We start from the raw sequence: 25,767 nt of genomic DNA, 5'->3' as shown, positions 1-25,767 counted from the left end.
TTGGGCGCTTCGGCGCCCGTTTTTATGGACGGAAATTGTACGTTGGCAATTAATTCCGCAAGGGCCTTTTTCGTGTGAAGCGGTCACTGGCAATTTGGAGACCACACAACTGCAGCGAGCTTGCCGCAATGTCCCAGGAAGACATGTATGGAATACAAAGTTCTGGGCGAAAGTACCAAACAAATTTTGACTAACCAAAGAAAAGAATAATAATCAGTTATCAGCCAAAGAAACAGATATCGCGTACAGATATTTATCAGAACTACTCCACCCCCTAGCGAATGAAGGACCTATTTGTTTTCTTGTATCTCTCTGACAAAATCTTGGTATAACGTGGACTGTCCCAGCAGCTCTTGACCTGCGGAAATCAATCTATCCACCTCTGTATCACTCAACTTAAAATTCGTACCGATATTATTCAGGTAATTGCGCTCACTGAAGTCTTCTACCTGATCAAAACTAACTTCAACAAAGCGGAACGTAACGGGGCGATCGGGGGTAGAGTTTTCCTGAGCCCAGCGCTCCATAATCTCCCGAGTAAGTAAAACAGTATCCTCACTGAAACGAGAGATCTGATCACCAGTAACGCTTCCAGCCACTTCAAGTAATGGCGGCGAACTCGGAACTCGGGCCCACTCTTGATGTGGATGTGAGTTCGCATTTACAAGCACCAGCAGTATATGACGAGCTTTGAAGTGAGGTAAATATCTAGAAGGTCTAGAAAAATCCGGGGCCAACTCAAGCGTTCGATAATAACTCCGTAAACCCAAATTGTCTGAAATACCGCCATCCACCAAATGTAACCAAGGCTGCTGCTCCCTGTTGAGATACCTTTCAATTTGCCGTGCGACTATTTTACGAGAAGTAGGCCCCTCTTCTGCCAATGCATCGGAGACCCAGCGAGGCCGCTCAAACCCGCAGCCCCCGGCTAAATTTTGCATCGCGATGGGAGAGAAAATTAACGGAACACCGGACGATGCTGCCACAGCACGAGCGACTGAAAAGCTCCCTACATCTACACAAAATAGGTCAAACATCTCTTGAATAAAGGGAATCCGCACACCTGTACTTAGGTCTGTTGAGTTTATTACCACCCAAGGAGAATCTGGTCGCTGAAGCGCAGACATTTCGGCACCATTAAACAAAATCTTATCGTAATACTCTGCAGCAAGATCCCCACGCCCATACCTGGAGCTTGCCAATTTTGACCAATTGGATGGGCTCAGCGTCTTTCCGATCAGTGCTCCTTGGACGTCAGCTCGTAGGAACTTCTGCTCGTAGTCAATAAACAGTCGATCGCCATACAGTCCGTAATATGCTGCTGTAAAACTACCTCCGGATACCGAAGATATCATATCGACTTCTTGAAGTAGTGAACGGTAGCCGTACGTTGTGCGGATCTTAGTCTGAGCCAGTTCCGTCATAACTCCGTAAGACAATGCCGCAGCACGAGTACCTCCCCCAGAAAAAGCTAGCAAAACAGCGATATCCGGGGATCGCCCACTTGCCTGCAATTCACGAACTTCCCTATTGCGTTCAGGCGACCATTGCGCTAACGGCTGTACCTGTGGAGGCTTATGGGAACATGCAATGCAAAGTGCCGCCAAAGCCGTCGACATAAAAAAAACTAAGTTTTTCAGCGCATCTTTGGGCCGAACCATTAAACTTTGTAACGCGGACCAGGAAGCTCCACTCATTTCTGCCAAAGTCTGTTCAGAAATCGAACATTCAGTGTGACATGAAATTTCTATTGCATTTTTATTCATGTATTCAGCCCCAAAAAGCATACCCGAATCTACACGAAGATTTTTCAATCGAGTGTTTTTCGCTGAAAATTTAACATCCTGAGATCACTCAAAATGAAAATTTAAACCCTGCTATAGGGCCACTCAGGTCAAGATCATTTAGGACCTTATGTGCACCGTCAAAATCCCAATCCATATACCGATAGCCGAAGATGAAATCTAAAGTATTGCACCTGTACCCAGCCCCAACAAAGGCTTGCCAGGTGGAATCCGAATCGCCGGCCCCACCATCCAAATGAAAAGGCAAATACCAACGTGAAGACAGGTTGTATTCGCCGTTGACGCCCACAATAGCATCCCAAACGCTACCAGTATCAGAGATACGTGTACTGATAGATCGCGCCTCCACGGAGACGCGCACATCGATCGACGCGTCTAGCCACAGATATCTTGCACCGCCCAGGATGTTCAGATGCCCTCTTTCACTATCAATCAGAGCGTAGCGCACTGTTGGCGTGCCAATAAAGCCCTTGAGCTTAATATCAGTGTCGCCTTTGATATCAACTTCCCTAGATAGTGGCAGGGTAAGTTGCTTGTCATTTTTTTCCTCCACATTCAGATAGATCATATCCATGGCCAGGGTCAATCTATCCCTACGCGCTCCTATCGCGCCCATAAAAGCCATATCCAGGTCATCGAGAAGTTCGCGGAACGAAATATCGATATCGCCGCCATTGGCAGAAGTACCACCAATAGACGCACCAAAAAGGTATACCTCCGCGCCAAACTCCCAATCTTCCGCTCCGGCAGAGGTTTGCGCCATTGCACCGGAGGAGCTCCCTGCAAAAATCGCAATACAGGTAAATAAAGCGCCAATACGAAACCTTACACTATGAAAAAATTTTTCCATGCCGTTGCATTTTCCTTTGAATTCACGAGATAACTATATGTTCGCTTATTGAATTTCACTCAATGGAATAGACCGAGGACGTTATCCCACGCACCTAGAAGCAGGCTCCCGGGGATAGTAAGTATCGCTGCCGGGGAAGGAAGCATGTGAATTATCACGACTTACACGCGACTTTCTGTAGGGAACTATTGCAAGATAGCGGACGTAGCGAATCGTATCGCGACAAATTTTCCATTCTAACGCCAACTGCTTTTGATTCCCGGTCGTTAATTTTTAAACTCATCAAATCACCTCAATCATCGTGCACATAGAGCGGTGACCACATAGCCCCGAAGCCATCCATGTACTAACCTCTTTGTGGGTTTTCAACACAGCATCCGAAGGGATGTGCCTTAAGAAATAGCTATTGGCGCTACGGCGGCTTTTCGGAGCCGGGTTACGACTGATCCGACTACAGATGAAGAGTCCCGCTCAGTTTTTTGCATCCAAGGCTACCAAGGCAAGAAAGCCTTCGGGCTGAAAACATTACCTTTTTGTGAACTTCACTGGGGCAGTCATGAGACATCAATTTCGCCACCTTTTTACACAGCTATTGACGCTGATCGCATTCTCCACCCTCTCAATCGGGGCGTTTAGCGCTACAGATCCTCTCCCCTCATGGAATGACGGCGCCACAAAAAACGCCATCGTCAAGTTCGTGGATAAGGTTACTGATAAGTCTAACCCTGACTATGTAAGGCCCGAAGACCGAATTGCCACTTTCGATAACGATGGCACCTTGTGGCCTTCACACCCAATGTATACACAACTTGCCTTTGCACTCGACCGCATCAAGGTGCTGGCGCCCAAGCACCCAGAATGGAAAACCAAACAACCTTTCAAAGCGGTCCTCGACAACGACCTGGACGCGCTGACCGCATCCGGCGAAAAAGGCATTGCCGAACTGGTAATGGCATCCCACTCAGGTATGAGTACGGCTGAGTTTGAGCAGGTAGTCACAGATTGGTTCAAAACAGCAAAACACCCGCGCTTCAATCGTCACTATACTGAGCTCGCCTACCAGCCGATGCTTGAACTGCTAGAGTATCTGCGGGCCAACGGGTTCAAAACCTACATCGTCTCCGGCGGAGGTGTCGAATTTATGCGCCCGATGACCGAAGCTGTTTACGGTATCCCTCCGGAGCAAGTGATTGGCTCCAGTATCGAAACAAAATTCGAGATGAAGAACGGGAAGCCAGTACTTATGCGTCTTCCCAAGATCGATTTTATTGACGATAAATCCGGCAAGCCCGTGGGCATCAACAAGTTTATCGGCCGTCGCCCCATCGTCGCCTTTGGAAATTCTGACGGTGATCGTCAGATGCTTGAATGGACTGCAGCCGGTAACGGATCCAGTCTGAGCGGCCTGGTCTTCCACGACGACGACAAACGCGAGTACGCCTATGGTCCCGCTAAAGGGCTACCGGACACAAAGTTCGGCACCTTTTCCGAATCACTGATGAAAGAGGCCAAAAGCAAAGGTTGGGTCGTAATCAGCATCAAGGGAGACTGGAAACGAGTTTTTTCTTTCGATTAAGAGCGTAAAAAAACGATTGAATCGGAAGCCCCTCGTACAGACTGGCTTGAGCGGAAACACTATTGGGAACAAGCTAGCGTTTACTTTCGCGTCGGCAACATTCCTGCGCGGGCTGCAATACGTAATTCATCGTCTAATTTTATGAAGTAGAGATCACAGCCTTTCTATTCATTCAACTTATCTAGGCCCACCAGTTAACTTGCTTCGGCTAAATACTTTGAGGGGCTATGAGAAATTTACTTACACTACAGGGATCAACAATGCGTTATTTATACCCAGTATTGTTATTGTCAGCTGCTTTGGCAGCGTGTGACGGCAACAACTCCGCTGGAGTCTGGAAGCAGGCCAGTGCGGCAAATAATACAGCGAGTCTCGCTCGAGGTGCCGAAACACAAGTCACGCGGCCGTCACCGCAACAGCAAGCAGATTCCCAAGTAGCTGCTCAGCCCACCACGACCCCAGCGAAAATAGCCGGCAGTAAGCCGAACATCCTGCTGATCGTATCCGACGACACTGGTGTGGGCGATCTGGGGCCTTACGGAGGGGGTGAGGGGCGCGGTATGCCCACGCCCAATATCAACCGAATGGCCGCCGATGGCATGAGTTTCTTCTCGTTCTACGCGCAGCCCAGTTGTACACCGGGTCGGGCTGCGATTCAGACCGGACGCATTCCCAATCGTAGTGGTATGACCACCGTGGCGTTCCAGGGCCAGGGTGGCGGACTGCCCAAAGCCGAGTGGACATTGGGGTCGGTACTAAAAAAGGCGGGCTACAAAACCTACTTTACCGGCAAATGGCACTTAGGCGAGTCGGACTACGCTCTACCCAATGCCCAGGGTTACGACGTGATGAAGCACGCCTTCCTTTATCATGCTAACGCCTACACCTATGGCGACCCCACCTGGTTCCCAGACATGGACCCCAAACTTCGCGCCATGTTCGAGAAAGTAACCAAAGGTTCAATGTCTGGTAACGCGGGCGAGAAAGCGAAAGAAGATTGGAAAGTCAACGGTCAGTATGTGAACACACCACAGAAAGGTGTAGTTGGCTTGCCCTTCGTCGATGAATATGTCGAAAAAGCGGGGCTGAGTTTTCTCGAGGAAGCTGCGAAAAATCCCGACCAGCCTTTCTTTATCAGTATTAATTTCATGAAGAACCACCAGCCCAACATGCCGGCGCCAGAGTTCAAGCACAAGTCGATGTCCAAATCGAAGTATGCCGACGCGGTGGTGGAATTGGACACGCGTATAGGCCATGTAATGGACAAGTTGCGCGAGCTGGGTCTGGACAAGAAAACCCTGGTTTTCTACACGGTGGACAACGGCGCCTGGCAGGATGTCTATCCCGATTCTGGTTACACCCCCTTCCGCGGCACCAAAGGCACAGTACGTGAGGGCGGAAATCGGGTTCCGGCCATTGCCGTGTGGCCAGGAACGATCCCAGCTGGCGTGCATAACCACGATATTCTCGGCGGCCTAGATTTGATGGCCACATTTGCCACCCTCGCCGGGGAAACCCTTCCCAAGAAGGATCGCGAAGGTCAGCCAATCTACTTCGACAGTTACGACATGTCCCCAGTGCTCGCGGGCTCCGGAAAAAGCGAACGCACTTCCTGGTTCTATTTTACAGAGAATGAACTTTCTCCCGGTGCTGCCCGTGTCGGAAACTACAAAGCCGTTTTCAACCTGCGCGGTGACGATGGCGCCCCTACTGGCGGCCTCTCGGTTGATACCAATCTAGGCTGGAAAGGTGGATCAAAGTATGCCGCCACTGTGCCGCAGGTATTCGATCTTTGGCAGGACCCTCAGGAACGGTATGACCTGTTTATGAACAACTTCACCGAGCGCACCTGGACTCTTGTCACGATTAATGAATCGATTAAAAAGCTGATGAAAACCTACGTCGAGTATCCGCCACGCAAACCACAAAGCGAAACGTATACTGGCCCAATCACGCTCAGTGATTATCAGCGATTGAAGCATGTGCGAGAGGCACTAGAGAAAGAAGGTATTAGCCTGCCAATGCCAACAGGTAACTAGTCCGCGTGGCGACGACGATATGTCGAGCCGGTGACTAAAAGTCACAAAATTCCTTGCATTACGGTGAAGCTGTCTACATTTGTATTGCAGTGTAAAGCGGGGTCTGGAAAACCCGGTTTCCTATGACAGGTAACCGGGTTTTCTTGTATCTAGCCAGCAATGTCTCTTGGGTATCGGCAGCCGCAAACCATTGTGTGGCCTGACACACAATGCCGCTAAAAGTAGTCGTTTGGCACCCGCACCCCCCCCTCCATCAGAACCCGCGCGCTGCGGCTCATGATGGCCTTGGTTGCACTCCACTGCCCATTCGCTACTTCCGCTTCCGCACCGACACGCAAGGTGCCAGATGGATGCCCGAATGTGACGGCGTTGCGCTCGCCTGCCCCGGCGGCTTCATTGACCAGGGTACCGGGGATTGCAGCCGCGGTGCCGATGGCGACGGCGGCGGTGCCCATCATGGCGTGGTGCAGTTTGCCCATGGACAGTGCGCGCACCAGCAGATCGATATCACCTGCGTCCACTTGCTTACCACTAGAGGCCACATAATCCTTCGGTGCCGCGACGTACGCGACCTTGGGAGTATGCTGGCGAGCGGCTGCCTCTTCCACGTTTTCTATCAGGCCCATCGCCTTCGCACCATAGGCACGAATAGTCTCGAACATGGCCAGTGCCTTGTCGTCACCGTTGATGGCTTCCTGCAGTTCGGTGCCGGTGTAACCGATATCCACTGCATTGACGAAGATCGTGGGGATACCGGCGTTGATCATGGTGGCTTTTAAGGTACCAACGCCGGGCACCTCTAAATCGTCCACCAGGTTGCCGGTGGGGAACATGGCTCCTTCGCCATCCGCCGGGTCCATGAATTCGATCTGGACCTCTGCCGCGGGGAAGGTGACGCCGTCCAGTTCGAAATCACCGGTTTCCTGTACTTCACCATTGGTGATCGGCACGTGGGCGATGATGGTCTTCTTGATGTTGGCCTGCCAGATGCGCACGGTGCAGATGCCGTTTTCAGGAACGCGCGCGGCATCCACAAAACCGCTGTTGATGGCGAAGGCGCCCACGGCGGCGGTGAGGTTGCCGCAGTTGCCGGACCAGTCTACGAAGGGCTTGTCGATGGAGACCTGGCCGAACAGGTAATCGACGTCGTGCTCGGGCTGTTCGCTCTTCGACAGGATGACGGTTTTGCTGGTGCTGGAGGTGGCGCCGCCCATGCCGTCGGTTTGTTTGCCGTAGGGGTCGGGGCTGCCGATTACTCGGAGTAGCAGGTTGTCTCTTGCTTGACCTGGGGTTTGGGCTGGCTCCGGGAGGTCTTGGAGGCGGAAGAAGACGCCTTTGCTGGTGCCGCCGCGCATATAGGTGGCTGGGATACGTATTTGGGGGGCGAATTTCATTTTGCTTCTCGCGAAAATGGCGGATGCGCTGCGCTTATCCGCCCTACGGTTTGGTTCTTTCGCCATCCCGGACTTGCCCCGGGGTCCAGTGCTTCGATCCTCTGGATACCGGATCGAGTCCGGTATGACGAGGGTTTTTACTGGATGCCGGATCGGGTCCGGCATGACGATTTAAGCGGGTTTAGGCGTTGGCTTCGGCTTCTAGGAAGTCGTTGGCGAAGCGTTGTAGTACGCCGCCGGCTTCGTAGATGGAGACTTCTTCCTGGGTGTCGAGGCGGCACTTTACTGGGGCCTCTATGGTTTCGCCGTCTTTGCGGTGAATTAGAAGCGTGAGGGTTGTGCCTGGGGTGCGGTCGCCTAGTACGTCGTAGGTTTCGGTTCCGTCTAATCCCAAGGTCTCGCGGGTGGTGCCGGGCTGGAATTCCAGGGGCAGTACGCCCATGCCGATGAGGTTGGTGCGGTGAATACGCTCGAAGCCTTCGGCCACGATGGCTTCGACACCTGCTAAGCGCACGCCTTTGGCGGCCCAGTCGCGTGAGGAGCCCTGGCCGTAGTCGGCGCCAGCGATAATGATCAGCGGCTGCTTGCGGTCCATGTAGGTTTCGATGGCTTCCCACATGCGGGTGACTTTGCCTTCCGGCTCGATGCGCGCAAGAGAGCCCTGCTTCACTGCACCGCTTTCGTCACGCACCATTTCGTTCAACAGTTTCGGGTTGGCGAAAGTGGCGCGCTGGGCGGTGAGGTGATCGCCGCGATGGGTGGCGTAGGAATTGAAGTCCTCTTCCGGCAGGCCCATTTTCGCCAGGTATTCACCGGCAGCACTGCTGGCGAGGATGGCGTTGGACGGCGACAGGTGGTCGGTGGTGATGTTGTCACCGAGTACTGCCAGCGGGCGCATGCCTTTCAACGTGCGCTCACCAGCGAGTGCGCCTTCCCAGTATGGTGGGCGGCGGATATAGGTGCTTTGCGGGCGCCAGTGGTACAGCGGCTCGCCCTTCTCTGCTTCCGCTTTGTTGAGGTCAAACATCGGGATGTAGACCTCGCGGAACTGCTCGGGCTTCACGCTCTGTTTGACGATCGCGTCGATCTCTTCGTCGCTCGGCCAGATATCTTTCAGGGTCACCGGGTTGCCGTCTTTGTCTTGGCCCAGTACATCTTTTTCGATATCGAAGCGGATGGTGCCGGCGATGGCGTAGGCAACGACCAAGGGCGGTGAAGCCAGGAAGGCCTGCTTGGCGTAGGGGTGAATACGGCCGTCGAAGTTGCGGTTGCCGGACAGTACGGCGGTGGCGTAGAGGTCGCGGTCGATGACTTCTTTCTGGATTTTCGGGTCCAGCGCGCCGCTCATGCCGTTACAGGTGGTGCAGGCAAACGCGACCACGTCGAAGCCCTGTTGCTGCAGTTCCGGCAGCAGGTCGGCTTCTTCCAGGTACATTTTTACGGTCTTGGAGCCCGGTGCCAGGGAGGTTTTTACCCAGGGCTTGCGGGTCAGCCCGAGTTTGTTGGCGTTGCGCGCGATCAGGCCCGCGGCAATCATATTGCGCGGGTTGCTAGTGTTGGTACAGCTGGTGATCGCGGCGATGATTACCGCACCGTCTGGCATCAGGCCCTCTTCTTCCTTCCACTCTTTGGCAATACCGCGATTCGCCAGTTCGGAGACCGGCAGCAGTGCGTGCGGGTTGGAGGGGCCGGCGAGGTTGCGGCCTACAGCAGAAAGGTCGAACTTGAGTACGCGCTCGTATTCCGCATTCTTCAGGCAATCTGCCCACAGGCCGGTTTCTTTGGCGAACTTCTCTACCAGTGCTACCTGCTCGTCGTCGCGGCCGGTGAGCTTCAGGTAGTCGATGGTCTGCTCGTCGATGGCGAACATGCCGGCGGTGGCGCCGTATTCCGGCGTCATGTTGGCGATGGTGGCGCGGTCGCCCAGGCTCAGGCTGGAGGCGCCTTCGCCGAAGAATTCGAGATACGCACCGACCACGCGCTCGCGGCGCAGGAACTCGGTCAGGGCCAGTACCATGTCGGTACCGGTGATGCCCGGCTGCAGTTTGCCAGTCAGCTCGACGCCGACGATGTCGGGCAGGCGCATGTAGGAGGCACGGCCGAGCATCACGCTTTCAGCTTCCAGGCCACCCACGCCCACGGAGATTACGCCGAGCGCATCCACCATCGGGGTGTGGCTGTCGGTACCGACGCAGGTATCCGGAAAGGCGACGCCATCTTTTTGCTGCACTACCGGAGACATTTTCTCCAGGTTGATCTGGTGCATGATGCCGTTACCGGGTGGGATGACGTCGACATTTTCAAACGCGGTTTTGGTCCAGTTGATGAAGTGGAAGCGGTCTTCGTTGCGGCGCTCTTCCACGGCGCGGTTCTTTTCGAACGCGTCTTTTTCAAAACCGGGGTGTTCGACGGCCAGGGAGTGGTCGACGATCAACTGGGTGGGCACGACCGGGTTTACTTTGGCGGGGTCACCGCCCTTTTCGGCGATGGCGTCGCGCAGGCCGGCGAGGTCCACCAGTGCGGTCTGGCCGAGAATATCGTGGCAGACGACGCGCGCGGGGAACCAGGGGAAGTCGAGGTCGCGTTTGCGCTCGATGATTTGTTTCAGGGCTGCGGTGAGGTTTTCGGGTTCGCAGCGGCGTACGAGGTTCTCCGCGAGGATGCGGGAGGTGTACGGGAGTTTTTCGTAGCTGCCCGGCTGGATTTTTTCGACGGCTTCGCGGGTGTCGAAATAATCGAGGTCTGTGCAGGGGAGTTGTTTGCGGAATTCGGTGTTCATCGTATATCACCCGTTCGGGTTGATTGGTGCTTGATGTTCTTTACCCGTCATCCCGGACTTGATCCGGGATCCAGTGCCCGCGGGTGGTTTGGGGGACTGGATTCCGGCCTTCGCCGGAATGACAGGAAGGCCGGAATGATGGGCATTTCTTTCGTCATCCCGGACTTGGTCCGGGATCCAGTGCCCGCGGGTGGTTTGGGGGAGCTGGATTCCGGCATTCGCCGGAATGACGATTTAGAAAGCAATTAGCGCTCGGCGATCGGGGTTACCTTGCGCAGGTCCGGGCCGGTGTATTCCGCGCTTGGGCGGATGATGCGGTTGTCGGCGCGCTGTTCGAATACGTGGGCGGCCCAGCCGGTTACGCGGCTCATCACGAAGATCGGCGTAAACAGTTTGGTGGGAATCCCCATGAAGTGGTACGCGGATGCGTGGAAGAAGTCGGCGTTACAGAACAGCTTCTTCTCGCGCCACATGACTTCTTCGCAGCGTACGGATACCGGGTACAGTACGTCGTCACCAACGTCGGCAGCCAGCTTTTCGGACCACTGCTTGATGATGGCGTTGCGCGGGTCGGACTCGGTGTAGACCGCGTGGCCGAAGCCCATGATTTTTTCCTTGCGCTCGAGCATGCCCAGCAGTTCTTTCTCGGCTTCGTCCGCAGAGGAGAAACGCTCGATCAGTTCCATCGCGGCTTCGTTGGCGCCGCCGTGGAGCGGGCCGCGCAGGGAGCCAATGGCGCCGGTGATGCAGCTGAACAGGTCAGACAGAGTGGAGGCACAAACGCGCGCGGTGAAGGTGGAGGCGTTGAACTCGTGCTCTGCGTACAGGATCAGGGAGACGTTCATTACCTGTGCGTGCAGGTCGTTCGGCTTTTCGCCGCGCAACATGTGCAGGAAGTGGCCGCCGATGGAATCGTCATCGGTTTCGGTTTCAATGCGCACGCCGTCGTGGCTGTAGCGATACCAGTAACAGATGATAGACGGGAATGCAGCCAGCAGGCGGTTGGCGCGGTCCTGTTGCTGGTCGAAAGACTCTTCGCCTTCGAGGTTGCCGAGCATGGAGCAGCCGGTGCGCATGACGTCCATGGGGTGTGCGTCGGCGGGGATACGTTCGAGCACTTCGCGCAGCGCTACAGGCAGGCCGCGCATGGTTTTCAGGGTGCCCTTGTAGTCGTTCAACTGGGCCTGAGTGGGCAGCTCGCCGTTGAAGATCAGGTAGGCGACTTCTTCGAACTCGCAGTTTTCTGCCAGGTCTTTTACGTCGTAGCCGCAGTAGGTGAGGCCGGAGCCGGATACGCCTACGGTGGAAAGTGCGGTTTTACCAGCTACCTGGCCACGCAGGCCTGCTCCGCCAACTTTTTTCTCTGCCATCTCTAATTCCCCTTTCAATTTAAGTTTTTTACTTCGTCATGCCGGCGTATGCCGGTATCCAGTCAGGTGCCTGTCGACAAGCTCTGACTGGATCCCGGGTCAAGCCCGGGATGACGCTGGGTATGTTGCTCGTCATGCCGGCGTATGCCGGTTTCCAGCTCGGTGCCTGTCGACAACCTTTGACTGGATCCCGGGTCAAGCCCGGGATGACGCTGGGTATGTTGTTCGTCATGCCGGACTTGATCCGGCATCCAGTTTGGTGGTTCTTAGCTACCTCCGCTCTGGATCCCGGCATGCGCCGGGATGACGGTGGGTGGATCGATTACTTCTTAAAGAGTGCGTCGAGCTTGTCTTCAAACTCGTGGTAGTTCAGGTAGTCGTACAGTTCCGCACGGGTCTGCATGGTGTCGACAACCGCCTGCTGGTCGCCGTTTTGCAGGATGCTGCTGTAGACGTTTTCCGCGGCTTTGTTCATGGCGCGGAAGGCGGACAGTGGGTAGAGGACCATGTCGGCGCCGGACTCGCCCAGCTCGGCTTTGTTGTACAGCTTGGTTTTACCAAATTCGGTGATGTTCGCGAGGATCGGGACGTTCAATGCGTCTTTAAAGGCGCGGTAGTGTTCGAGTTCGGTCACGGCTTCGGCGAAGATGCCGTCGGCGCCGGCTTCAATGCAGGCCTGGGCGCGGTCGATGGCGGCTTCGAGACCTTCCTGTGCGAAGGAATCGGTGCGGGCCATGATGAAGAAGTCGTCGTCATCGCGGGCGTCGACTGCGGCCTTGATGCGGTCGACCATTTCTTCTTTGGAGACGATCTCTTTGTTCGGGCGGTGGCCACAGCGCTTCTGGGCGACCTGATCTTCGATATGTACCGCAGCGGCGCCGGCGCGGATCATTTCTTTGATGGTGCGGGCGATATTGAATGCACCACCCCAGCCGGTGTCGATATCTACCAGCAGCGGCAGCTTGGTAGCGGCGGTGATGCGGCGTACGTCTTCCAGCACGTCATCCAGGCTGGTCATGCCCAGGTCCGGCAGACCGTAGGAGGCATTGGCCACGCCGGCGCCAGACAGATAGATCGCCTGGTGGCCGATGCGCTCGGCCATGATGGCGGTGTAGGCATTGATGGTGCCGACAACCTGCAGCGGCTGGTTGTCTTTCAGGGCCTGGCGAAAGCGTGCGCCGGCGGATTCTGGTCTGCTCATAACTGCCTCGTTTCTCATTGATTCTGATTAATTCGTTAGCTCTGCTTGGAAAGCTTGTTTTCGATATTGCTGCGCGACGCGCGGATATGGCGACGCATCAGGATTTCTGCCAGTTCGCCATCTCCTGCTTCGATAGCTTCAATAATGTGGCTGTGTTCGCGGAAGGCGCGGTGCGCGCGGGGGCTGGCCATGCCGAGCTGGTAGCGGTACATGCGCACGCGGTAATAGAGTTTGTTGCACAGGGTGTCGATCAGCAGGTCGTTGTGGGAGGCCTGTACGATGCGGAAGTGGAAGTCGAAGTCCCCTTCCGGCTGGTAGTAGGCGGTGCCCTTCTGCAATTCTTCCTGTTGCTCGTGGCGGTTAAGCATCTGGCGCAGTTCCACCAGGTCTTCTTCGCTGCGGTTCTCGGCGGCGAGGCGGCAGGCCATGCCTTCCAAGGCCTCACGCACGTCGTAGATTTCCAGCAGGCCGCGTTCGGTGAGCTCGACCACCCGTGCGCCCACATTGACCTTGCGTTCGATCAGGCTGAGGGATTCCAGCCGCATCAGGGCTTCGCGCAGGCTGCCGCGGCTGGCGTCGAAACGGCGGGCCAGTTCCGGCTCGCTGATCTTGGTGCCTGAAGCGATACGGCCTTCGACGATATCTTTGCGTAGAGACAGGAACAGACGGTCCGCCAGGCTCTGGGTGCCGCGGGCGGGCTTGCCGGTGGAAACCGAGGGCGCATCCGTATCTGGCACGGCGGCCGCGGCTTCTGGCATGTCGCTCGAATGGTGCTTGGCGGATTCCATCGTCTTCGCTATCCCGATTCTCTTGCTGGTGGTGCCGCTACAAGATTGTCGACACTTTTTAGTTTGAAGCAGGATATTTGCCCAACTTTTCCGCGTCAACTGCAAATTGTGTCAACATTTTGTCATTTAGCGACTGACTCTCAGGTCACGAATTTCAGGACTGAACTTGCTGTCATTAAGGAGGGATCTGGAGGGATCGGAGCGGAACCGGGGTACTTCTCGCGGTTCCGGCCGGGAATGGTAGTCTTGAAATAGCGATATGGGCATAATAGCGCCCGCGCCGGCCAAGCCCGTGCCAGCGGAATCTATGCTGAACACTCTATCCTTATTAAGTGTCGGCAATTGAACACCAATTCCGCCGTTTATGTAGTACCGGTAACCCGACCGGACCCAATTTCGAGAGTACCGAGCAGAACAACATCATGCCTAAGAGTATTATCAGGCGCTGGCTGCCAACTCCCGAACAGGTGCGCGCCAACAACGGCCTGAAGTTCCTTGGCACCCTGCTGCACGACCCCAACCTGTTCCACCTGAACCGCCACTCGGTGTCGGTGGCCTTTGCCGTGGGGATCTTCACCAGCTTCCTCCCCCTCCCCGGCCAGATGCTGATCGCCGCACTGCTGGCGCTGTGGTTCCGCTGCAATCTGCCTCTGTCGATGGCTCTGGTATGGGTCAGCAACCCAGTCACCATGCCGGCGATTTTCTATAGTGCTTACAAACTTGGCGCATGGATACTCGGCACCCCGCCCATGCAATTCAAGATCGAATTGTCCTGGGAATGGCTCACCGAAGAAGTCGGCCGTATCTGGTTGCCGCTGTTTTCCGGCTCACTGATTTTCGCCATCTTTTTTGCCACCGCCGCATATTTTGCGATGCAGGCCATTTGGCGCTGGCAGGTGGTGAAGCGTTGGAAGGCGCGCCTTGCTCAACGCAAATCCCAGCTCGATCAAAGCTGAAAAACGTTCACAGATTTACTCTCGCATTCCCGGCCGGTGTCACTCTTTGTTTTTCTTTTTTCCCATCTTTCCCCGCCAACTCCCCTACTTCTGACTTGTTTCCATTAAATATTCACCGCCATTTAAACAGGATTTTCTTCGGAAAAAGTACCGTGATTTTGACGCAGTTCTCGAAAAATTCGAACTGGTCAACCAATTACTTCAAATTCTCGGGATTTTAATTGACGAACGATTTTTCGTTTCAGTAATGTAAATATCGATCAGGCCTTATCCCCATAATAACTATCGGCCTGATCGTTATTGCAATGACCACGTTCGTGGTTTCGTAGTTTGTAATAATTTCTTTAATGAATTTCATCGCGCGGCACACTCTCCAGGCGAGCTTTCTGTAAAAGCTTGTCCGTGGGTTCGTGCGCGCCGTGAAAAACAATAATGCAAGGAATTATGTAATGAATGTGCAGAAATACTCGCCTATGAAATTGGCGGCTGCGCTGTTGCTTGCTTCGCAAGCCACAGTGAGTTTTGCTGCTGATCCTGTGGGTGTCACTGCGTCTAGCGATGATGGCAATACACCTGAAAATACTCTGGACAACAATCTCTCCACACGCTGGTCCGCCCAGGGTGACGGACAGTGGATCCGATATGACCTCGGAACCAGCTACACCGTCGAGGCTCTTCAAATTGCTTTGCACAAAGGCGACCAGAGAACCGCGACCCTGGATATTCAGACCTCTGCCAACGGCAGCAGCTGGCAGACGGTTTTCTCCGGCGACCAGCCTTCCAGTACCGCGGCGTTGCAGACATTTGATGTGACAGACACCAGCGCGCGCTACGTGCGCATTGTGGGCTACGGCAACACCTCCAACGACTGGAACAGCATCAGTGAAGTGGATATCACCACCTCAGAAGATGACCCCGGTGATCCGGGCGACCCCGGGTGCCCGGCCTGTGAGCCAGCGGTGGTCGCCACTGCGAGCAGCGATGACGGCAACGGCCCGGAAAATGTTCTGGACGATGACCTGGGAACCCGCTGGTCCGCAGATGGCAGTGGCCAGTGGCTGCAACTGGACCTGGGCCAGTCGCAGGTAGTGGGCAGTGCAAATATTGCATTCTACAAGGGGGATCAGCGCACCTCGTCGTTCGACATCCAGACCAGTGACGATGGTTCCGCTTGGGAAACCGTACTTTACGGCGGTGTCAGCAGCGGGAATTCCACTGCGCAGGAAAACTTCTCTCTGTTTGAAACCGAAGCGCGCTACGTGCGCTACGTGGGTTACGGGAATAGCTCGAATTCCTGGAACTCTCTGACCGAGATGAGCGTCAGTGAAGAGAACGGCAACACCGACCCAGTAGGCGGTGGAAGCAGCAGTAGCAGCAGCGGTGGCAGCAGCAGTGGTGGCTCCGGGAACTGTGAAACCTCCAGCACCGGAAGCAGCGTGACCGTGGGCTGCCTGGAGTATGGCTCTGGTGGCACTCTGCCACTGGCCAACCTCGACCCGTCCGCCGACCCCGATGAAAACTTTGACCTGAGCAAATGGAAGATCACCTATCCGGATGCCAGTGAAGAATACCCTCCGCAAGTGAGCGCCAACGAGTTCTATACGGACAGCGGAACTGGCGCAATGGTATTCCAATGCCCCAACAACGGCGGTTCTACCTCCAACTCTTCCTACTCGCGCAGTGAACTGCGGGAAATGCTGAATGAGAGTGCGGGTACCACCAGCCTCGGCAACAACTGGGTAATTTCCACGGCTTCCAGCTCTGACCAAAGCGCTGCTGCGGGCGTGAATGGCAATATGAAAGCCACAATCTCTGTAGACCGCGTATCGGACACCTACGATTCCGGTTCTGAGTGGCGTGTTGGCCGCGTTGTTGTTGGCCAGATTCACGCGTCTGACAACGAGCCGTTCAAGGTGTACTACCGCAAACTGCCTGGGCACACCAAAGGTTGGGTGTACATGGCCTATGAAGATTCCGATACCGAAATCTTCATTCCATTGTTTGGCGAATCCGGCACCAACGAGTACGGCCTGACCTCTACCGTAGAGCCGGTAGAAGACGGTATCGCACTTGGCGAGAAGTGGGGCTACGAAGTCAACGTCGACGGCCGTGAAATGACCGTGACAGTGACCAAGGCCGATGGCACCTGGGCACGTCAGACCATTTTCTGGGCGGAAGAGTACAACGATGACTGGTTCTACTTTAAAGCCGGTTCCTATAACCAGAACAATGGTGGCGACAGCGGCGATTACGCCCAGGTTTCCTTTTACAACTTTGAGGTTACCCACGACGGTGATAGCGGTTCTTCCAGCTCCAGCTCTGGCGGCGGCTCTTCCAGCAGCTCTTCTGGCAGTTCTTCCGGCGGTTCCTCTGGTGGGTCGTCATCCGGTTCCGGTTCTGTTCCGTCTGACCTGATGGAAAACTGCAACCAGTGGAAGATCACCTACCCCACCGGTGAAGAAGATAAAACCTTGTGCGGCGAACCCAACAACGAGTACTTCTACGTAAACGATGCGGGCGACGGTATGGTGTTTTACGCTCCGATTCGTACCGACAATGGCACCACGCCAAACTCCAGCTACATCCGTTCGGAGCTGCGTGAGCGTGAGCCGGACGGCAGCGTGGATGTTTACTGGACCACGGATGGTCAACACATCGTGTACGTGAAGCAGGCGATCACCCATCTGCCGATGGTGAAAGATCACCTGGTAGCAACGCAGATTCACGGCAATAAAAGTGAAGGCATCGATGACGCTATGGTCCTGCGACTGGAAGGCGATCACCTGTTCCTGAGTTTTAACGGCGGCAAGCTGCGGGATGATCTCACCATCAAAACCGGCTACCAGCTGGGCACCACTCACGAAATTATTTTCGAAGTGGTGGATGGCCGGCACTACGCCTACTACAGCGAAGACGGCAACCTTGCCAACGCCTTCCTGTCTGGCAATGCCGACCAGTACCTGGTGCGTGACGGTTCCAACGACTATGTGATGGATCGTAGTTACGGGGACGCCTACTTCAAGATCGGTAATTACACACAGAGTAATGCCGACCGCGAAGGTGAGTTTGCGGATCACCCGGACAATTACGGTGAAGTGGTTGTTTATGATTACTGGATTGACCACCAGTAAGTGACGTGCCCCTCGCGCTGCGGGGGGCACTTTCTCGTCATGACGGGGAGTGCGTTTTCGTCATCCCGGGGTTGATCCGGGAACCAGTGCTTCGGTCCGCTGGATACCGGATCAAGTCCGGTATGACGGGTATGCCCTCTTCGTCATCCCGGGCTCGACCTGGGATCCAGTGCTTTGATCCGCTGGATGCCGGATCAAGTCCGGCATGACGGGTACATCCTCTTCGTCATCCCGGGCTCGACCCGGGATCCAGTGCTTTGATCCGCTGGATGCCGGATCAAGTCCGGCATGACGGGTATGCCCTCTTCGTCATCCCGGGCTCGACCCGGGATCCAGTGCTTCGGTCCGCTGGATGCCAGATCAAATCCGGCATGACGCTTGTTTAAGATGTATCAGAAGTCCTGTCGCAATGCAGCCGCCGGTTGCACGCGACTTGCCTGGAAGGCGGGATAAAGGGTAGCAATAAGACTCAGCAGGAATCCCGCCCCGACCACCAGCGCAACATCCCCCCACTGCAATTCCGACGGAAGATAATCCACCGGATACACATCAGACTTTAAGAACTGGATACCAAACAGGGATTCCAGCCCCGCCACCGCATCGGTGACCACCAGCGAGCCGAGCACCCCGAGCGCACCACCGACCAGCGCACCCACAAGGCCAACCAGTGCCCCCTGACTGACGAAGGTCAGCAATATTTCTTTGGTGCTCGCACCCATGGTGCGCAAAATCGCGATATCACCGTGCTTGTCGATCACCACCATTACCAGCGTGGAAACCACGTTAAACGCCGCGATAGCAATAATCAGAAATACCAGCAGGCTCACCAGGTTGCGCGACATCTGGATCGCCTGGTAGAGGTTGCCGTGGGTACCGGTCCAGTCGTTACCGTAATAGCCCTCGACCGGGAGTTGATGCAACAGGCCCTGAAATACGGAGAAGGAACGCAGCATATCCTGCATGCGCATCTGCACACCCGCGCCCCCTGCCCCGCCGGCAAGGGCTTTTGCCTGTGCCCAGTCCACGATCGCCAGGGAATGGTCCAGCGCGGTGCCGGAATGGAAAATATCGACGACCTTGAACCCGGCAAGCTGCGCTGCAGAACGCCCGCCACTATTGCCACTGGCACTCTGCGGCACGATCACGGAGAGCTGCTCGCCCACACCGATTTCCAGTTTATCGGCCATGCCTTTACCGAGAATAATACCCGGCTCGGCTGGGTCACCGGTCAGCGCGGTAAAACTGCCCGGCAGTAGAAAATCGCCGATGGTCGAGACATTGACGATGGTTTCCGGGTTTACTCCCTGCACCAGTAACGGCGTCACTTCCAATCCGTTTTTGGCGAGGCCATTTACCTGCCACACTTCTGCAGCAGCGGTAATACCTTCGGCGGCCGCAATCTGATCGCGCAATGCGGTCCAGTTGATATCCGGGTTGGTGTTGTAGACGGTGGCGTGTGGCATGATGCCGAGAATGCGCTCACGCAGTTCGCGGTCAAACCCGTTCATCACCGACATGACAATGACCATCAGCGCCACGCCGAGAATCAGGCCGATCATGGACAGGCCGGAAATAAATGACACCAGTCCGGCGGAGTCCTCGTCGCTGCGCTGGGCGCCTGCGTAGCGCAGGCCGATATAGGCGGGTAATGGCTTAAACATTTTTCACCTTAAACACCGTCGCCTGGTTTCCAGTCTTCTACCAATTCACCATCTACCAGGTGCAGGCAGCGGTCGAGCGCGCCGGCCAGATCCGGGTCGTGGGTAACGATGACAAAGCTGATGCCGGTTTCGCTGTTTAAGCGGTCCATCAGTTTGTGAATTTCCTGGGCAGTAGCGCGGTCCAGGTTACCGGTGGGCTCATCCATCAATACACACGCCGGACGCGCCACCAGTGCGCGGGCGATGGCCACCCGCTGGCGCTCGCCGCCGGAGAGTTGCGCGGGCTTGTGATCCAGGCGCGCACCGAGGCCAACGGCCTGCAACATTTCCGTGGCCGCCGCGCGGGCTTCGGAGACCGGTTGCTTGCCGATCAGGAGCGGCATGGCCACATTTTCCAACGCGTTGAATTCGTTCAACAGGTGGTGAAACTGATACACAAAACCGAGGCTGCTGTTGCGCAACCAGCCGCGCTCGTTGGCATTGAGTGCGGCCAAGTTTTTGCCGCCTACCCAGACCTCGCCGGAGGTTGGCGTGTCCAGTCCGCCCAGCAAATTCAACAGGGTGGATTTACCGGAGCCGGACGCGCCGACAATGGCGAGACGCTCACCCTTAGGCACCTCCAATTCCACACCCCGCAGTACCGCCAGTTCGTTGGCGCCCTGCCGGTAGGATTTGGAAAGTTGACGACAGGCCAGTACCACATCGGCGGCCGGGTACGGGGTCGATTCTTCCGGGTGTATTTCCACTTGGCTATTCATCTTTTATCTAATCCAGTTTGTGGGCACCACGATCACTCGTAGCGCAGCGCTTCGGCTGGGGCAATTTGTGCGGCGCGCCAGGCCGGGAACAGGGTCGCCAGCAGGCTCATAATGATCGCGGCACTTAACACCATAATGGCATCGCCCAGGCGGAATTCCGACGGCAGGAAGCTGACGAAAAATACCCGCGGGTCAAAAATCTGCGCGCCAATCACGCCTTCTATCCAGGACACAATATCCGTCAAGTTGAGCGCGATCAGGGTGCCGAGCAAACCGCCGACCAGCGCACCGATGATACCTATCGCACTACCCTGCACCACAAACACCGCCATGATCTGGCGAGAGGTTAATCCGAGGGTGCGCAACACCGCGATGTCCGAGCGCTTGTCCGCCACCATCAACACCAGCGCGGAAACGATATTGAATGCGGCCACGGCGACGATGATCATCAGCATCAGCGTCACAACGGTCTTCTCCATTTTGACCGCCTGAAACAGGCTGCCCTGGGAGTGACTCCAGTCTTCGCCGGTAAAGCCTTCCCCAAGGTTTGATGCATACCCCTGCACACGACCGAGGGCGTTATTCATATCGTCAAACTTGAGCTGCAGCCCCTGTACTTTGCCGGGCATGCGCAACAGGCGCGCGGCGTCGTCCAGGTGCATCAGCGCCATATTCTGGTCTACCTGAGCGCCCACGGAGAAAACACCGGCCACGGTAAAACGTTTTGTACGGGGGAAAATACCGGCGGGGGTAATCACCACATCCGGCAGGGTGAGAATGACACTGTCACCGGGCATGACGCCGAGCTGACGCGCGAGAATACGCCCGAGTACGATGTTGTAGCTGCGCGACTCCAGCCCATCCAGACTGCCCACCAGCATATGCTCGCCCACTGCGGACACTTCCCGCAGCGCCGCCGGGTCAACCCCCTGAAACTCCACACCCTGGGATTGATTGTTGGCCCCCAGCAGCGCGAAGCCGCGCACAAATGGACTCGCCGCCTGCACATGTGGCTGCTCGCGTAACCGGGTTGCGATGGCAGGCCAATCTTCGAGGCCGCCCTTCTGCTCCACAAATCCGTGAGGCACAACCGACAGGATGCGGGTTTTCAACTCTCGATCGAAACCGTTCATGACCGAAGTCACCACGATCAGCGCGAATACCCCCAGTGCCATACCCAGGAGGGAGAAGCCATTAATGAAGGAAATAAACTGCTGGCGTCGGCGGGCGGCCACATAGCGCAGGCCGATATAAAGAGGAACAGGTTTTATCATATCGGTGATTTAAGCGGAAAAACGCCAAGAAATCCAAGTATTTAGAGCCGGATGCGCCGCCCCGGTACCAGGTGGCAAGCACTCAGGTTTGGACGACATAATTCAGCGAGGATTCCATTTTGATAGATGTTTATTGAGTTGTTCGATTTTTGCCTTGTCCCAACCGGGTACGGCCAGCAACTGATGCCAGGCACGCACATAGTCTTGCGGCGCATAGCTGTGCCCGTACCCCATCGGTGCGACGCCCGCGTGCATATCCATGGCGAGCTGGAGCATTGTGACAATCGGATACCACTTGAGCTCGGGCGACACATCCCGCGCGCGGGTGCCTTTCATCCAGGCGGGTTCCCGGTAGGCCGCGTTTGGATCAAAGAACACAATGGGGTCGCTTCCGTGCTGAAGGTAGGCGATACGGAAGTGGCCCCAGTTGGCATCCCCGCGGTTGTAACCCTCGAAATGATTGCCGAAGCGAACCACAGCCCCCCCGCGAAATTCGGGTAGCCAGGCGGGCGAGCCCTTGTCCCGCTCTGCGGTCACCATGCGCCAGGTATCACTGCGGAACGGCGGCCCGGTCCAAAGGGCGCCGTGGAACGGATCGTCGATGATGTCGTAAAAATCAAAGGAGCGGTCGGAGTTCAGCGCACCCAGGCTCAGGCCGAAAAGGTACAACTTGGGACGGGAGCCGCCCGGTAACTTGCGCCAGTACCCATAGATTTCCTCAAAAGCCGCCCGCGCTGTCTCGCGACCATAGGCATCCTGGGTCATCAGAGCGATCGGGCTTGGCAGATATGAGTACTGGGCGGCCACACTGGCAACATCGCCACCTAACAGATACTCCACCGAATTGATGGCACCCGGATCGACCCAGCCAGTGCCGGTGGGTGTGATCAGAATCAGGTAGGAGCGCTCGAAGCCCCCTACCCGCTTGAGCTCATCCAGCGCGAGTTTGGCGCGCTGAGCGGGGGTATCGGCAGCGTTCAACCCAACATAGACGCGGACGGGATCCTTGGCGTCGCCGGTGACTTCGGCGATGTCCTTCGCCCTGGGGCGGAGAGACAAATAGCGTCGCCCCTGATGCCCCATATCTTGCCAGCGCACCAGGGAATCCGGGCCGCCCGGCTCCAGTTTGCCGGTAGGTGCTGGCAGATTCGGCGCTTCGCTGGCGTCCAGGCGTTGATAGATACCATCAACCCGGTACAGCGCCTCTTTAATCAGTAACTTGTTGAATACCGCCCAGAACAGCGCTAAAGCGCCGCACAGTGCCAGCAGCCCGGCAATCCGTCGGGGCACCCGGTGCTGGAAGCGGGCGGCCAGAAAATAAAACAAGCGACGAAATACCTTGGCGATCAGTAGCAATACCAGGAACAGCACCACCGCCACCAGCGCGATCACCATGGGGCGGACACCGGGCGCCTCTTCCAGGCCCATCAATGCGCGAACCGAATTCTGCCAGTGGGCGGCCCGCCACAGGAATCCAACTGCGAGTAGCAAACACGCCCCGCTGACCGCCCAGCGCAGCTGGGTGCGGGTCCTGTCACTCAGCGATGGCAGTTCCAAAAACCGCCACAGCCACGTCAGAAAGACACCCACACCGTAGCCTGCCGCTAGTGCAACGCCGGAGATCACCCCCTGGGTGACACCCTCCCGCGGAATCAATGAGGGTGTCAGCGAGAGCGCGAAAAAGATGGTGCCAACCAGCAGGCCACCACTGGTGAAGAAGTGCGCAAACCTCATCCGTGACTGTCCGGTTATCCTTGTTCGAGATTCAGCCTAGCACAGGGCGGTAAAAGACGCCGATCGGTGCGGCACATGAAAAACGTGAAAGATGCCGCGTGTTTCGGCAGAATATCTGGTTTAATCGTGACAACGTCCATAATCAGACTCCAATAATCAGACCGGAGAGCCCCAATGTTCTCAAGCAATCGCATGCGCAACCTGACACTCGCCAGCCTGACCTGTGCCACCCTGTTCGGCACAGCATTCACTCAGGCAGACACCGTTGAAGTCCCCGTTGGCGAACAGGGTTACGCAGCCGAGGCTGACCAGCTGCGCGGCAAGAAACGGGAAAAAGTCACCGAGGAATTCGGTGAGCCGCTCAATATTCAGGGGCCGGTGGGCGAACCAGCCATCACCCGCTGGGAGTATGCGGACTTTTTCGTCTACTTCGAATACGACCGTGTGTTACACACCGTCGCCAAGCACCGGGGCTAAGGCGAAACACGGACAAAAAACGGAATTCAGGCCAAAAAAACGCGCTCACTTTTCAGTCAGCGCGTTTTTTGTGCCCGAATCTGACGCCCGCGGTATCAGTACAGGAAGGTCGCAGTGCCGGTGGAGATCAGCTCCTGCTTCTCGTTGTACAGCGCCATGCGGGTTACCACCAACTTGTTGCCCACCCGCAGTATCGAACCCTCGCAGACAAACTCCTCCCCACGGCCGGGCTTGAGGTAGTCCACACGCATATCGACGGTACCCAGGCGAGTGAGCCGCTGAACTTTTTCTTCCCAGTCAATGGCACCACCCATGCGCTGGTACGCTGCCACCATCGCAGTAAAACCTCCAACCGTATCCAGCGCCGTCGCGATCACACCGCCGTGCAGGATATTGTGGAAGTGATTTCCGATCAGCTTGGGCGTGCGCCCGAACTTCGCCGACAAGGTCTGCTCGGCAAAATTGAAATCGTGTAACTTGAGTCCAATTTCACGAACAAAGGGCACCTGCTCGAAGATGCCCTCCATCAGTTTGCGAAATTCGTCCGCTGAGGGCTCGGTCACAGGCGCATTACCCGATTGAGACCGTCCAGTGCGGCACTGCGATACGCTTCCGCCATGGTTGGATAGTTAAAGGTGGTGTTGACGAAGAAGTCGATGCTGTTGTTCGGCGCCGGCTGCTTCATGATGGCCTGGCCGATGTGCACGATTTCTGCCGCCTCTGCACCGAAGCAGTGGATGCCGAGAATTTCGTGAGTTTCGATATGGAACAGGATCTTCAGCATGCCCACACGCTCGCCGGAAATCTGTGCACGTGCGGTGTGTTTGAACAGAGCGCGCCCTACTTCGTATGGCACCTTGGCACTGGTCAGTTCCGATTCAGTTTTACCGACGGAAGAAATTTCCGGCAGCGTATAAATACCGGTGGGCGCGTCTTCAATGACACGGTGGCCACGGCCAACAATCGCGGCAGCTACCGCGCGGCCCTGATCGTAGGATGCCGATGCCAGGCTCGGCCAGCCAATCACGTCGCCCACCGCAAAAATATTTTCCACCGAGGTGCAGTAATGCTCGTCTACCGCGAGCTGGCCGCGGTGGTTGGCTTCCAGACCCACGCTCTCCAGCCCAAGGCTCGAGGTGTTGCCGGAACGGCCGTTGCACCACAGCAGAGCATCCGCTGAAATCCGCTTACCGGATTGCATTTCCATCACCACGCCGCGATCACTGCCGGTTACCTTGGCGTACTCTTCCCGGTGGCGAACGGTGACGCCCATATCACGCAGGTGGTAACTGAGCGCGTCGGAGATTTCGTCGTCGAGGAATTCCAGCAGGTGCTCACGGCTGTTGATCAGGTCAACCTTGATACCGAGCGCGGCAAAAATGGAGGCGTACTCGCACCCGATAACACCGGCACCGTAAATGATAATGGCCTGCGGGGTATGCTCCATATCCAGGATGGTGTCACTGTCGTAAACCCTCGGGTGGTCAAAGTCTACGTCCGCCGGCCGATAGGGGCGAGAGCCGGTGGCCACGACAAATTTTTCCGCGGTAATAATTTCCTTGGCACCATCTGCCAACTGCACTTCCACCCGGTTGGCATCGAGAAACTTGGCATCACCGATGATCAGATCTACGCGATTGCGTGCGTAAAAACTGGTATGCATCTCCACCTGGTGATTAATGACCTTGTTCACCGTGCGCATGACCTGCGGAAAGGTCAGGCGACGGGGTTCACCCAGTGCCCGGAATACGCTTTGCGTGTTGTAGCGCATCAGCTGCTTGACCGAATGACGCAGCGCTTTGGAAGGAATGGTGCCCTTGTGGGTACAGTTGCCGCCGACGGCAACGCTGCGCTCAATTACTGCCGAGCGCAAACCTTTTTTGGCGGCGCTCATGGCCGCAGCTTCTCCAGCGGGGCCGGAGCCAATCACTACCAGATCGTATTTGGAATCTGCCATTGAAGTACTGTCTTGGT

Annotated in this window: 18 protein-coding genes; 5 read left to right on the top strand and 13 right to left on the bottom strand. The window is 56.1% G+C overall.

What is annotated here, in order from left to right; genetic code table 11:
- Positions 1–290: 290 nt before the first annotated feature.
- Together ACYX4K_RS05560 and ACYX4K_RS05555 are read right to left on the bottom strand one after the other, a co-directional pair.
- Complete coding sequence (locus tag ACYX4K_RS05560) at positions 291–1,814, bottom strand: patatin-like phospholipase family protein (protein ID WP_476178782.1); 1,524 nt, start codon at positions 1,812–1,814, stop codon at positions 291–293.
- A 40-nt stretch (positions 1,815–1,854) separates the two neighbouring features.
- The gene (locus ACYX4K_RS05555) at positions 1,855–2,655 is read right to left on the bottom strand and encodes a hypothetical protein (RefSeq protein ID WP_475093114.1); all 801 of its coding nucleotides are present in this window, start codon (positions 2,653–2,655) and stop codon (positions 1,855–1,857) included.
- A 556-nt stretch (positions 2,656–3,211) separates the two neighbouring features.
- Here ACYX4K_RS05555 and ACYX4K_RS05550 point away from each other — a divergent pair.
- Together ACYX4K_RS05550 and ACYX4K_RS05545 are read left to right on the top strand one after the other, a co-directional pair.
- A complete protein-coding gene (locus ACYX4K_RS05550; protein WP_475093115.1) occupies positions 3,212–4,231 on the top strand; it encodes an HAD family hydrolase in 1,020 nt (339 codons plus the stop codon).
- 260 nt (positions 4,232–4,491) lie between these two features.
- The gene (locus ACYX4K_RS05545) at positions 4,492–6,270 is read left to right on the top strand and encodes an arylsulfatase (RefSeq protein ID WP_475093116.1); all 1,779 of its coding nucleotides are present in this window, start codon (positions 4,492–4,494) and stop codon (positions 6,268–6,270) included.
- A 215-nt stretch (positions 6,271–6,485) separates the two neighbouring features.
- Here the strand turns inward: ACYX4K_RS05545 and prpF are convergent, their stop codons facing one another.
- The 5 genes from prpF to ACYX4K_RS05520 all read right to left on the bottom strand — a co-directional run bounded on the left by prpF (position 6,486) and on the right by ACYX4K_RS05520 (position 13,802).
- Positions 6,486–7,664 carry a 2-methylaconitate cis-trans isomerase PrpF gene (prpF, locus tag ACYX4K_RS05540; RefSeq protein WP_475093117.1) on the bottom strand — a complete coding sequence of 393 codons (1,179 nt, stop codon included), beginning with the start codon at positions 7,662–7,664 and terminating at the stop codon, positions 6,486–6,488.
- Between the two features lie 181 nt (positions 7,665–7,845).
- On the bottom strand, positions 7,846–10,443 hold the full coding sequence (gene acnD / locus ACYX4K_RS05535; protein WP_475093118.1) for a Fe/S-dependent 2-methylisocitrate dehydratase AcnD: 2,598 nt from the start codon (positions 10,441–10,443) through the stop codon (positions 7,846–7,848).
- Between the two features lie 245 nt (positions 10,444–10,688).
- Positions 10,689–11,813 (bottom strand): bifunctional 2-methylcitrate synthase/citrate synthase, encoded by a 1,125-nt coding sequence (gene prpC / locus ACYX4K_RS05530; RefSeq protein ID WP_475093119.1) that lies wholly within the window; start codon positions 11,811–11,813, stop codon positions 10,689–10,691.
- A gap of 322 nt (positions 11,814–12,135) precedes the next feature.
- Positions 12,136–13,014, bottom strand: coding sequence for a methylisocitrate lyase (prpB, locus tag ACYX4K_RS05525; RefSeq protein ID WP_475093120.1), 879 nt, complete (start codon positions 13,012–13,014; stop codon positions 12,136–12,138).
- 35 nt (positions 13,015–13,049) lie between these two features.
- Complete coding sequence (locus ACYX4K_RS05520; protein ID WP_475093121.1) at positions 13,050–13,802, bottom strand: GntR family transcriptional regulator; 753 nt, start codon at positions 13,800–13,802, stop codon at positions 13,050–13,052.
- A 422-nt stretch (positions 13,803–14,224) separates the two neighbouring features.
- On the opposite strand from ACYX4K_RS05520, the gene ACYX4K_RS05515 reads away from it, so the two are divergent.
- On the top strand, positions 14,225–14,758 hold the full coding sequence (locus tag ACYX4K_RS05515) for a DUF2062 domain-containing protein (protein ID WP_475093122.1): 534 nt from the start codon (positions 14,225–14,227) through the stop codon (positions 14,756–14,758).
- Between the two features lie 449 nt (positions 14,759–15,207).
- The gene (locus ACYX4K_RS05510; protein WP_475093123.1) at positions 15,208–17,889 is read left to right on the top strand and encodes a polysaccharide lyase family 7 protein; all 2,682 of its coding nucleotides are present in this window, start codon (positions 15,208–15,210) and stop codon (positions 17,887–17,889) included.
- Between the two features lie 392 nt (positions 17,890–18,281).
- Here ACYX4K_RS05510 and ACYX4K_RS05505 read toward each other — a convergent pair whose 3' ends face one another.
- From ACYX4K_RS05505 to ACYX4K_RS05490, 4 genes are all read right to left on the bottom strand, one after another.
- Positions 18,282–19,550, bottom strand: coding sequence for a lipoprotein-releasing ABC transporter permease subunit (locus ACYX4K_RS05505; protein WP_475093124.1), 1,269 nt, complete (start codon positions 19,548–19,550; stop codon positions 18,282–18,284).
- A gap of 8 nt (positions 19,551–19,558) precedes the next feature.
- Positions 19,559–20,308, bottom strand: a complete 750-nt coding sequence (gene lolD / locus ACYX4K_RS05500; protein WP_475093125.1) for a lipoprotein-releasing ABC transporter ATP-binding protein LolD — start codon at positions 20,306–20,308, stop codon at positions 19,559–19,561.
- Positions 20,309–20,340: 32 nt separating this feature from the next.
- The gene (locus tag ACYX4K_RS05495; RefSeq protein WP_475093126.1) at positions 20,341–21,582 is read right to left on the bottom strand and encodes a lipoprotein-releasing ABC transporter permease subunit; all 1,242 of its coding nucleotides are present in this window, start codon (positions 21,580–21,582) and stop codon (positions 20,341–20,343) included.
- A gap of 102 nt (positions 21,583–21,684) precedes the next feature.
- Entirely contained in the window at positions 21,685–23,316 is a 1,632-nt protein-coding gene (locus ACYX4K_RS05490) for an alpha/beta hydrolase (RefSeq protein ID WP_475093127.1), read from the bottom strand.
- 174 nt (positions 23,317–23,490) lie between these two features.
- On the opposite strand from ACYX4K_RS05490, the gene ACYX4K_RS05485 reads away from it, so the two are divergent.
- Positions 23,491–23,793 (top strand): hypothetical protein, encoded by a 303-nt coding sequence (locus ACYX4K_RS05485; RefSeq protein ID WP_475093128.1) that lies wholly within the window; start codon positions 23,491–23,493, stop codon positions 23,791–23,793.
- Positions 23,794–23,888: 95 nt separating this feature from the next.
- Here ACYX4K_RS05485 and ACYX4K_RS05480 read toward each other — a convergent pair whose 3' ends face one another.
- Both ACYX4K_RS05480 and sthA read right to left on the bottom strand, forming a co-directional pair.
- A complete protein-coding gene (locus ACYX4K_RS05480; RefSeq protein WP_475093129.1) occupies positions 23,889–24,356 on the bottom strand; it encodes a thioesterase family protein in 468 nt (155 codons plus the stop codon).
- On the bottom strand, positions 24,353–25,750 hold the full coding sequence (sthA, locus tag ACYX4K_RS05475) for a Si-specific NAD(P)(+) transhydrogenase (protein WP_475093130.1): 1,398 nt from the start codon (positions 25,748–25,750) through the stop codon (positions 24,353–24,355). Before sthA ends, ACYX4K_RS05480 begins: the two co-directional genes overlap by 4 nt.
- Between the last annotated feature and the right edge of the window lie 17 nt (positions 25,751–25,767).

The sequence above is a fragment of the Microbulbifer sp. ABF4_107 genome (assembly GCF_056312215.1).
This window is presented reverse-complemented; position numbering and strand designations above follow the sequence as displayed.

Bases quoted from the DNA above. Each gene is read 5' to 3' on its own strand.
- ACYX4K_RS05495 (WP_475093126.1), bottom strand. From the start codon at position 21,582: ATGATAAAACCTGTTCCTCTTTATATCGGCCTGCGCTATGTGGCCGCC.
- acnD (WP_475093118.1), bottom strand. From the start codon at position 10,443: ATGAACACCGAATTCCGCAAACAACTCCCCTGCACAGACCTCGATTAT.
- ACYX4K_RS05555 (WP_475093114.1), bottom strand. From the start codon at position 2,655: ATGGAAAAATTTTTTCATAGTGTAAGGTTTCGTATTGGCGCTTTATTT.
- ACYX4K_RS05520 (WP_475093121.1), bottom strand. From the start codon at position 13,802: ATGGAATCCGCCAAGCACCATTCGAGCGACATGCCAGAAGCCGCGGCC.
- sthA (WP_475093130.1), bottom strand. From the start codon at position 25,750: ATGGCAGATTCCAAATACGATCTGGTAGTGATTGGCTCCGGCCCCGCT.
- ACYX4K_RS05490 (WP_475093127.1), bottom strand. From the start codon at position 23,316: ATGAGGTTTGCGCACTTCTTCACCAGTGGTGGCCTGCTGGTTGGCACC.
- ACYX4K_RS05485 (WP_475093128.1), top strand. From the start codon at position 23,491: ATGTTCTCAAGCAATCGCATGCGCAACCTGACACTCGCCAGCCTGACC.
- ACYX4K_RS05510 (WP_475093123.1), top strand. From the start codon at position 15,208: ATGAATGTGCAGAAATACTCGCCTATGAAATTGGCGGCTGCGCTGTTG.
- prpF (WP_475093117.1), bottom strand. From the start codon at position 7,664: ATGAAATTCGCCCCCCAAATACGTATCCCAGCCACCTATATGCGCGGC.
- lolD (WP_475093125.1), bottom strand. From the start codon at position 20,308: ATGAATAGCCAAGTGGAAATACACCCGGAAGAATCGACCCCGTACCCG.
- prpB (WP_475093120.1), bottom strand. From the start codon at position 13,014: ATGAGCAGACCAGAATCCGCCGGCGCACGCTTTCGCCAGGCCCTGAAA.
- prpC (WP_475093119.1), bottom strand. From the start codon at position 11,813: ATGGCAGAGAAAAAAGTTGGCGGAGCAGGCCTGCGTGGCCAGGTAGCT.
- ACYX4K_RS05545 (WP_475093116.1), top strand. From the start codon at position 4,492: ATGCGTTATTTATACCCAGTATTGTTATTGTCAGCTGCTTTGGCAGCG.
- ACYX4K_RS05550 (WP_475093115.1), top strand. From the start codon at position 3,212: ATGAGACATCAATTTCGCCACCTTTTTACACAGCTATTGACGCTGATC.
- ACYX4K_RS05515 (WP_475093122.1), top strand. From the start codon at position 14,225: ATGCCTAAGAGTATTATCAGGCGCTGGCTGCCAACTCCCGAACAGGTG.
- ACYX4K_RS05505 (WP_475093124.1), bottom strand. From the start codon at position 19,550: ATGTTTAAGCCATTACCCGCCTATATCGGCCTGCGCTACGCAGGCGCC.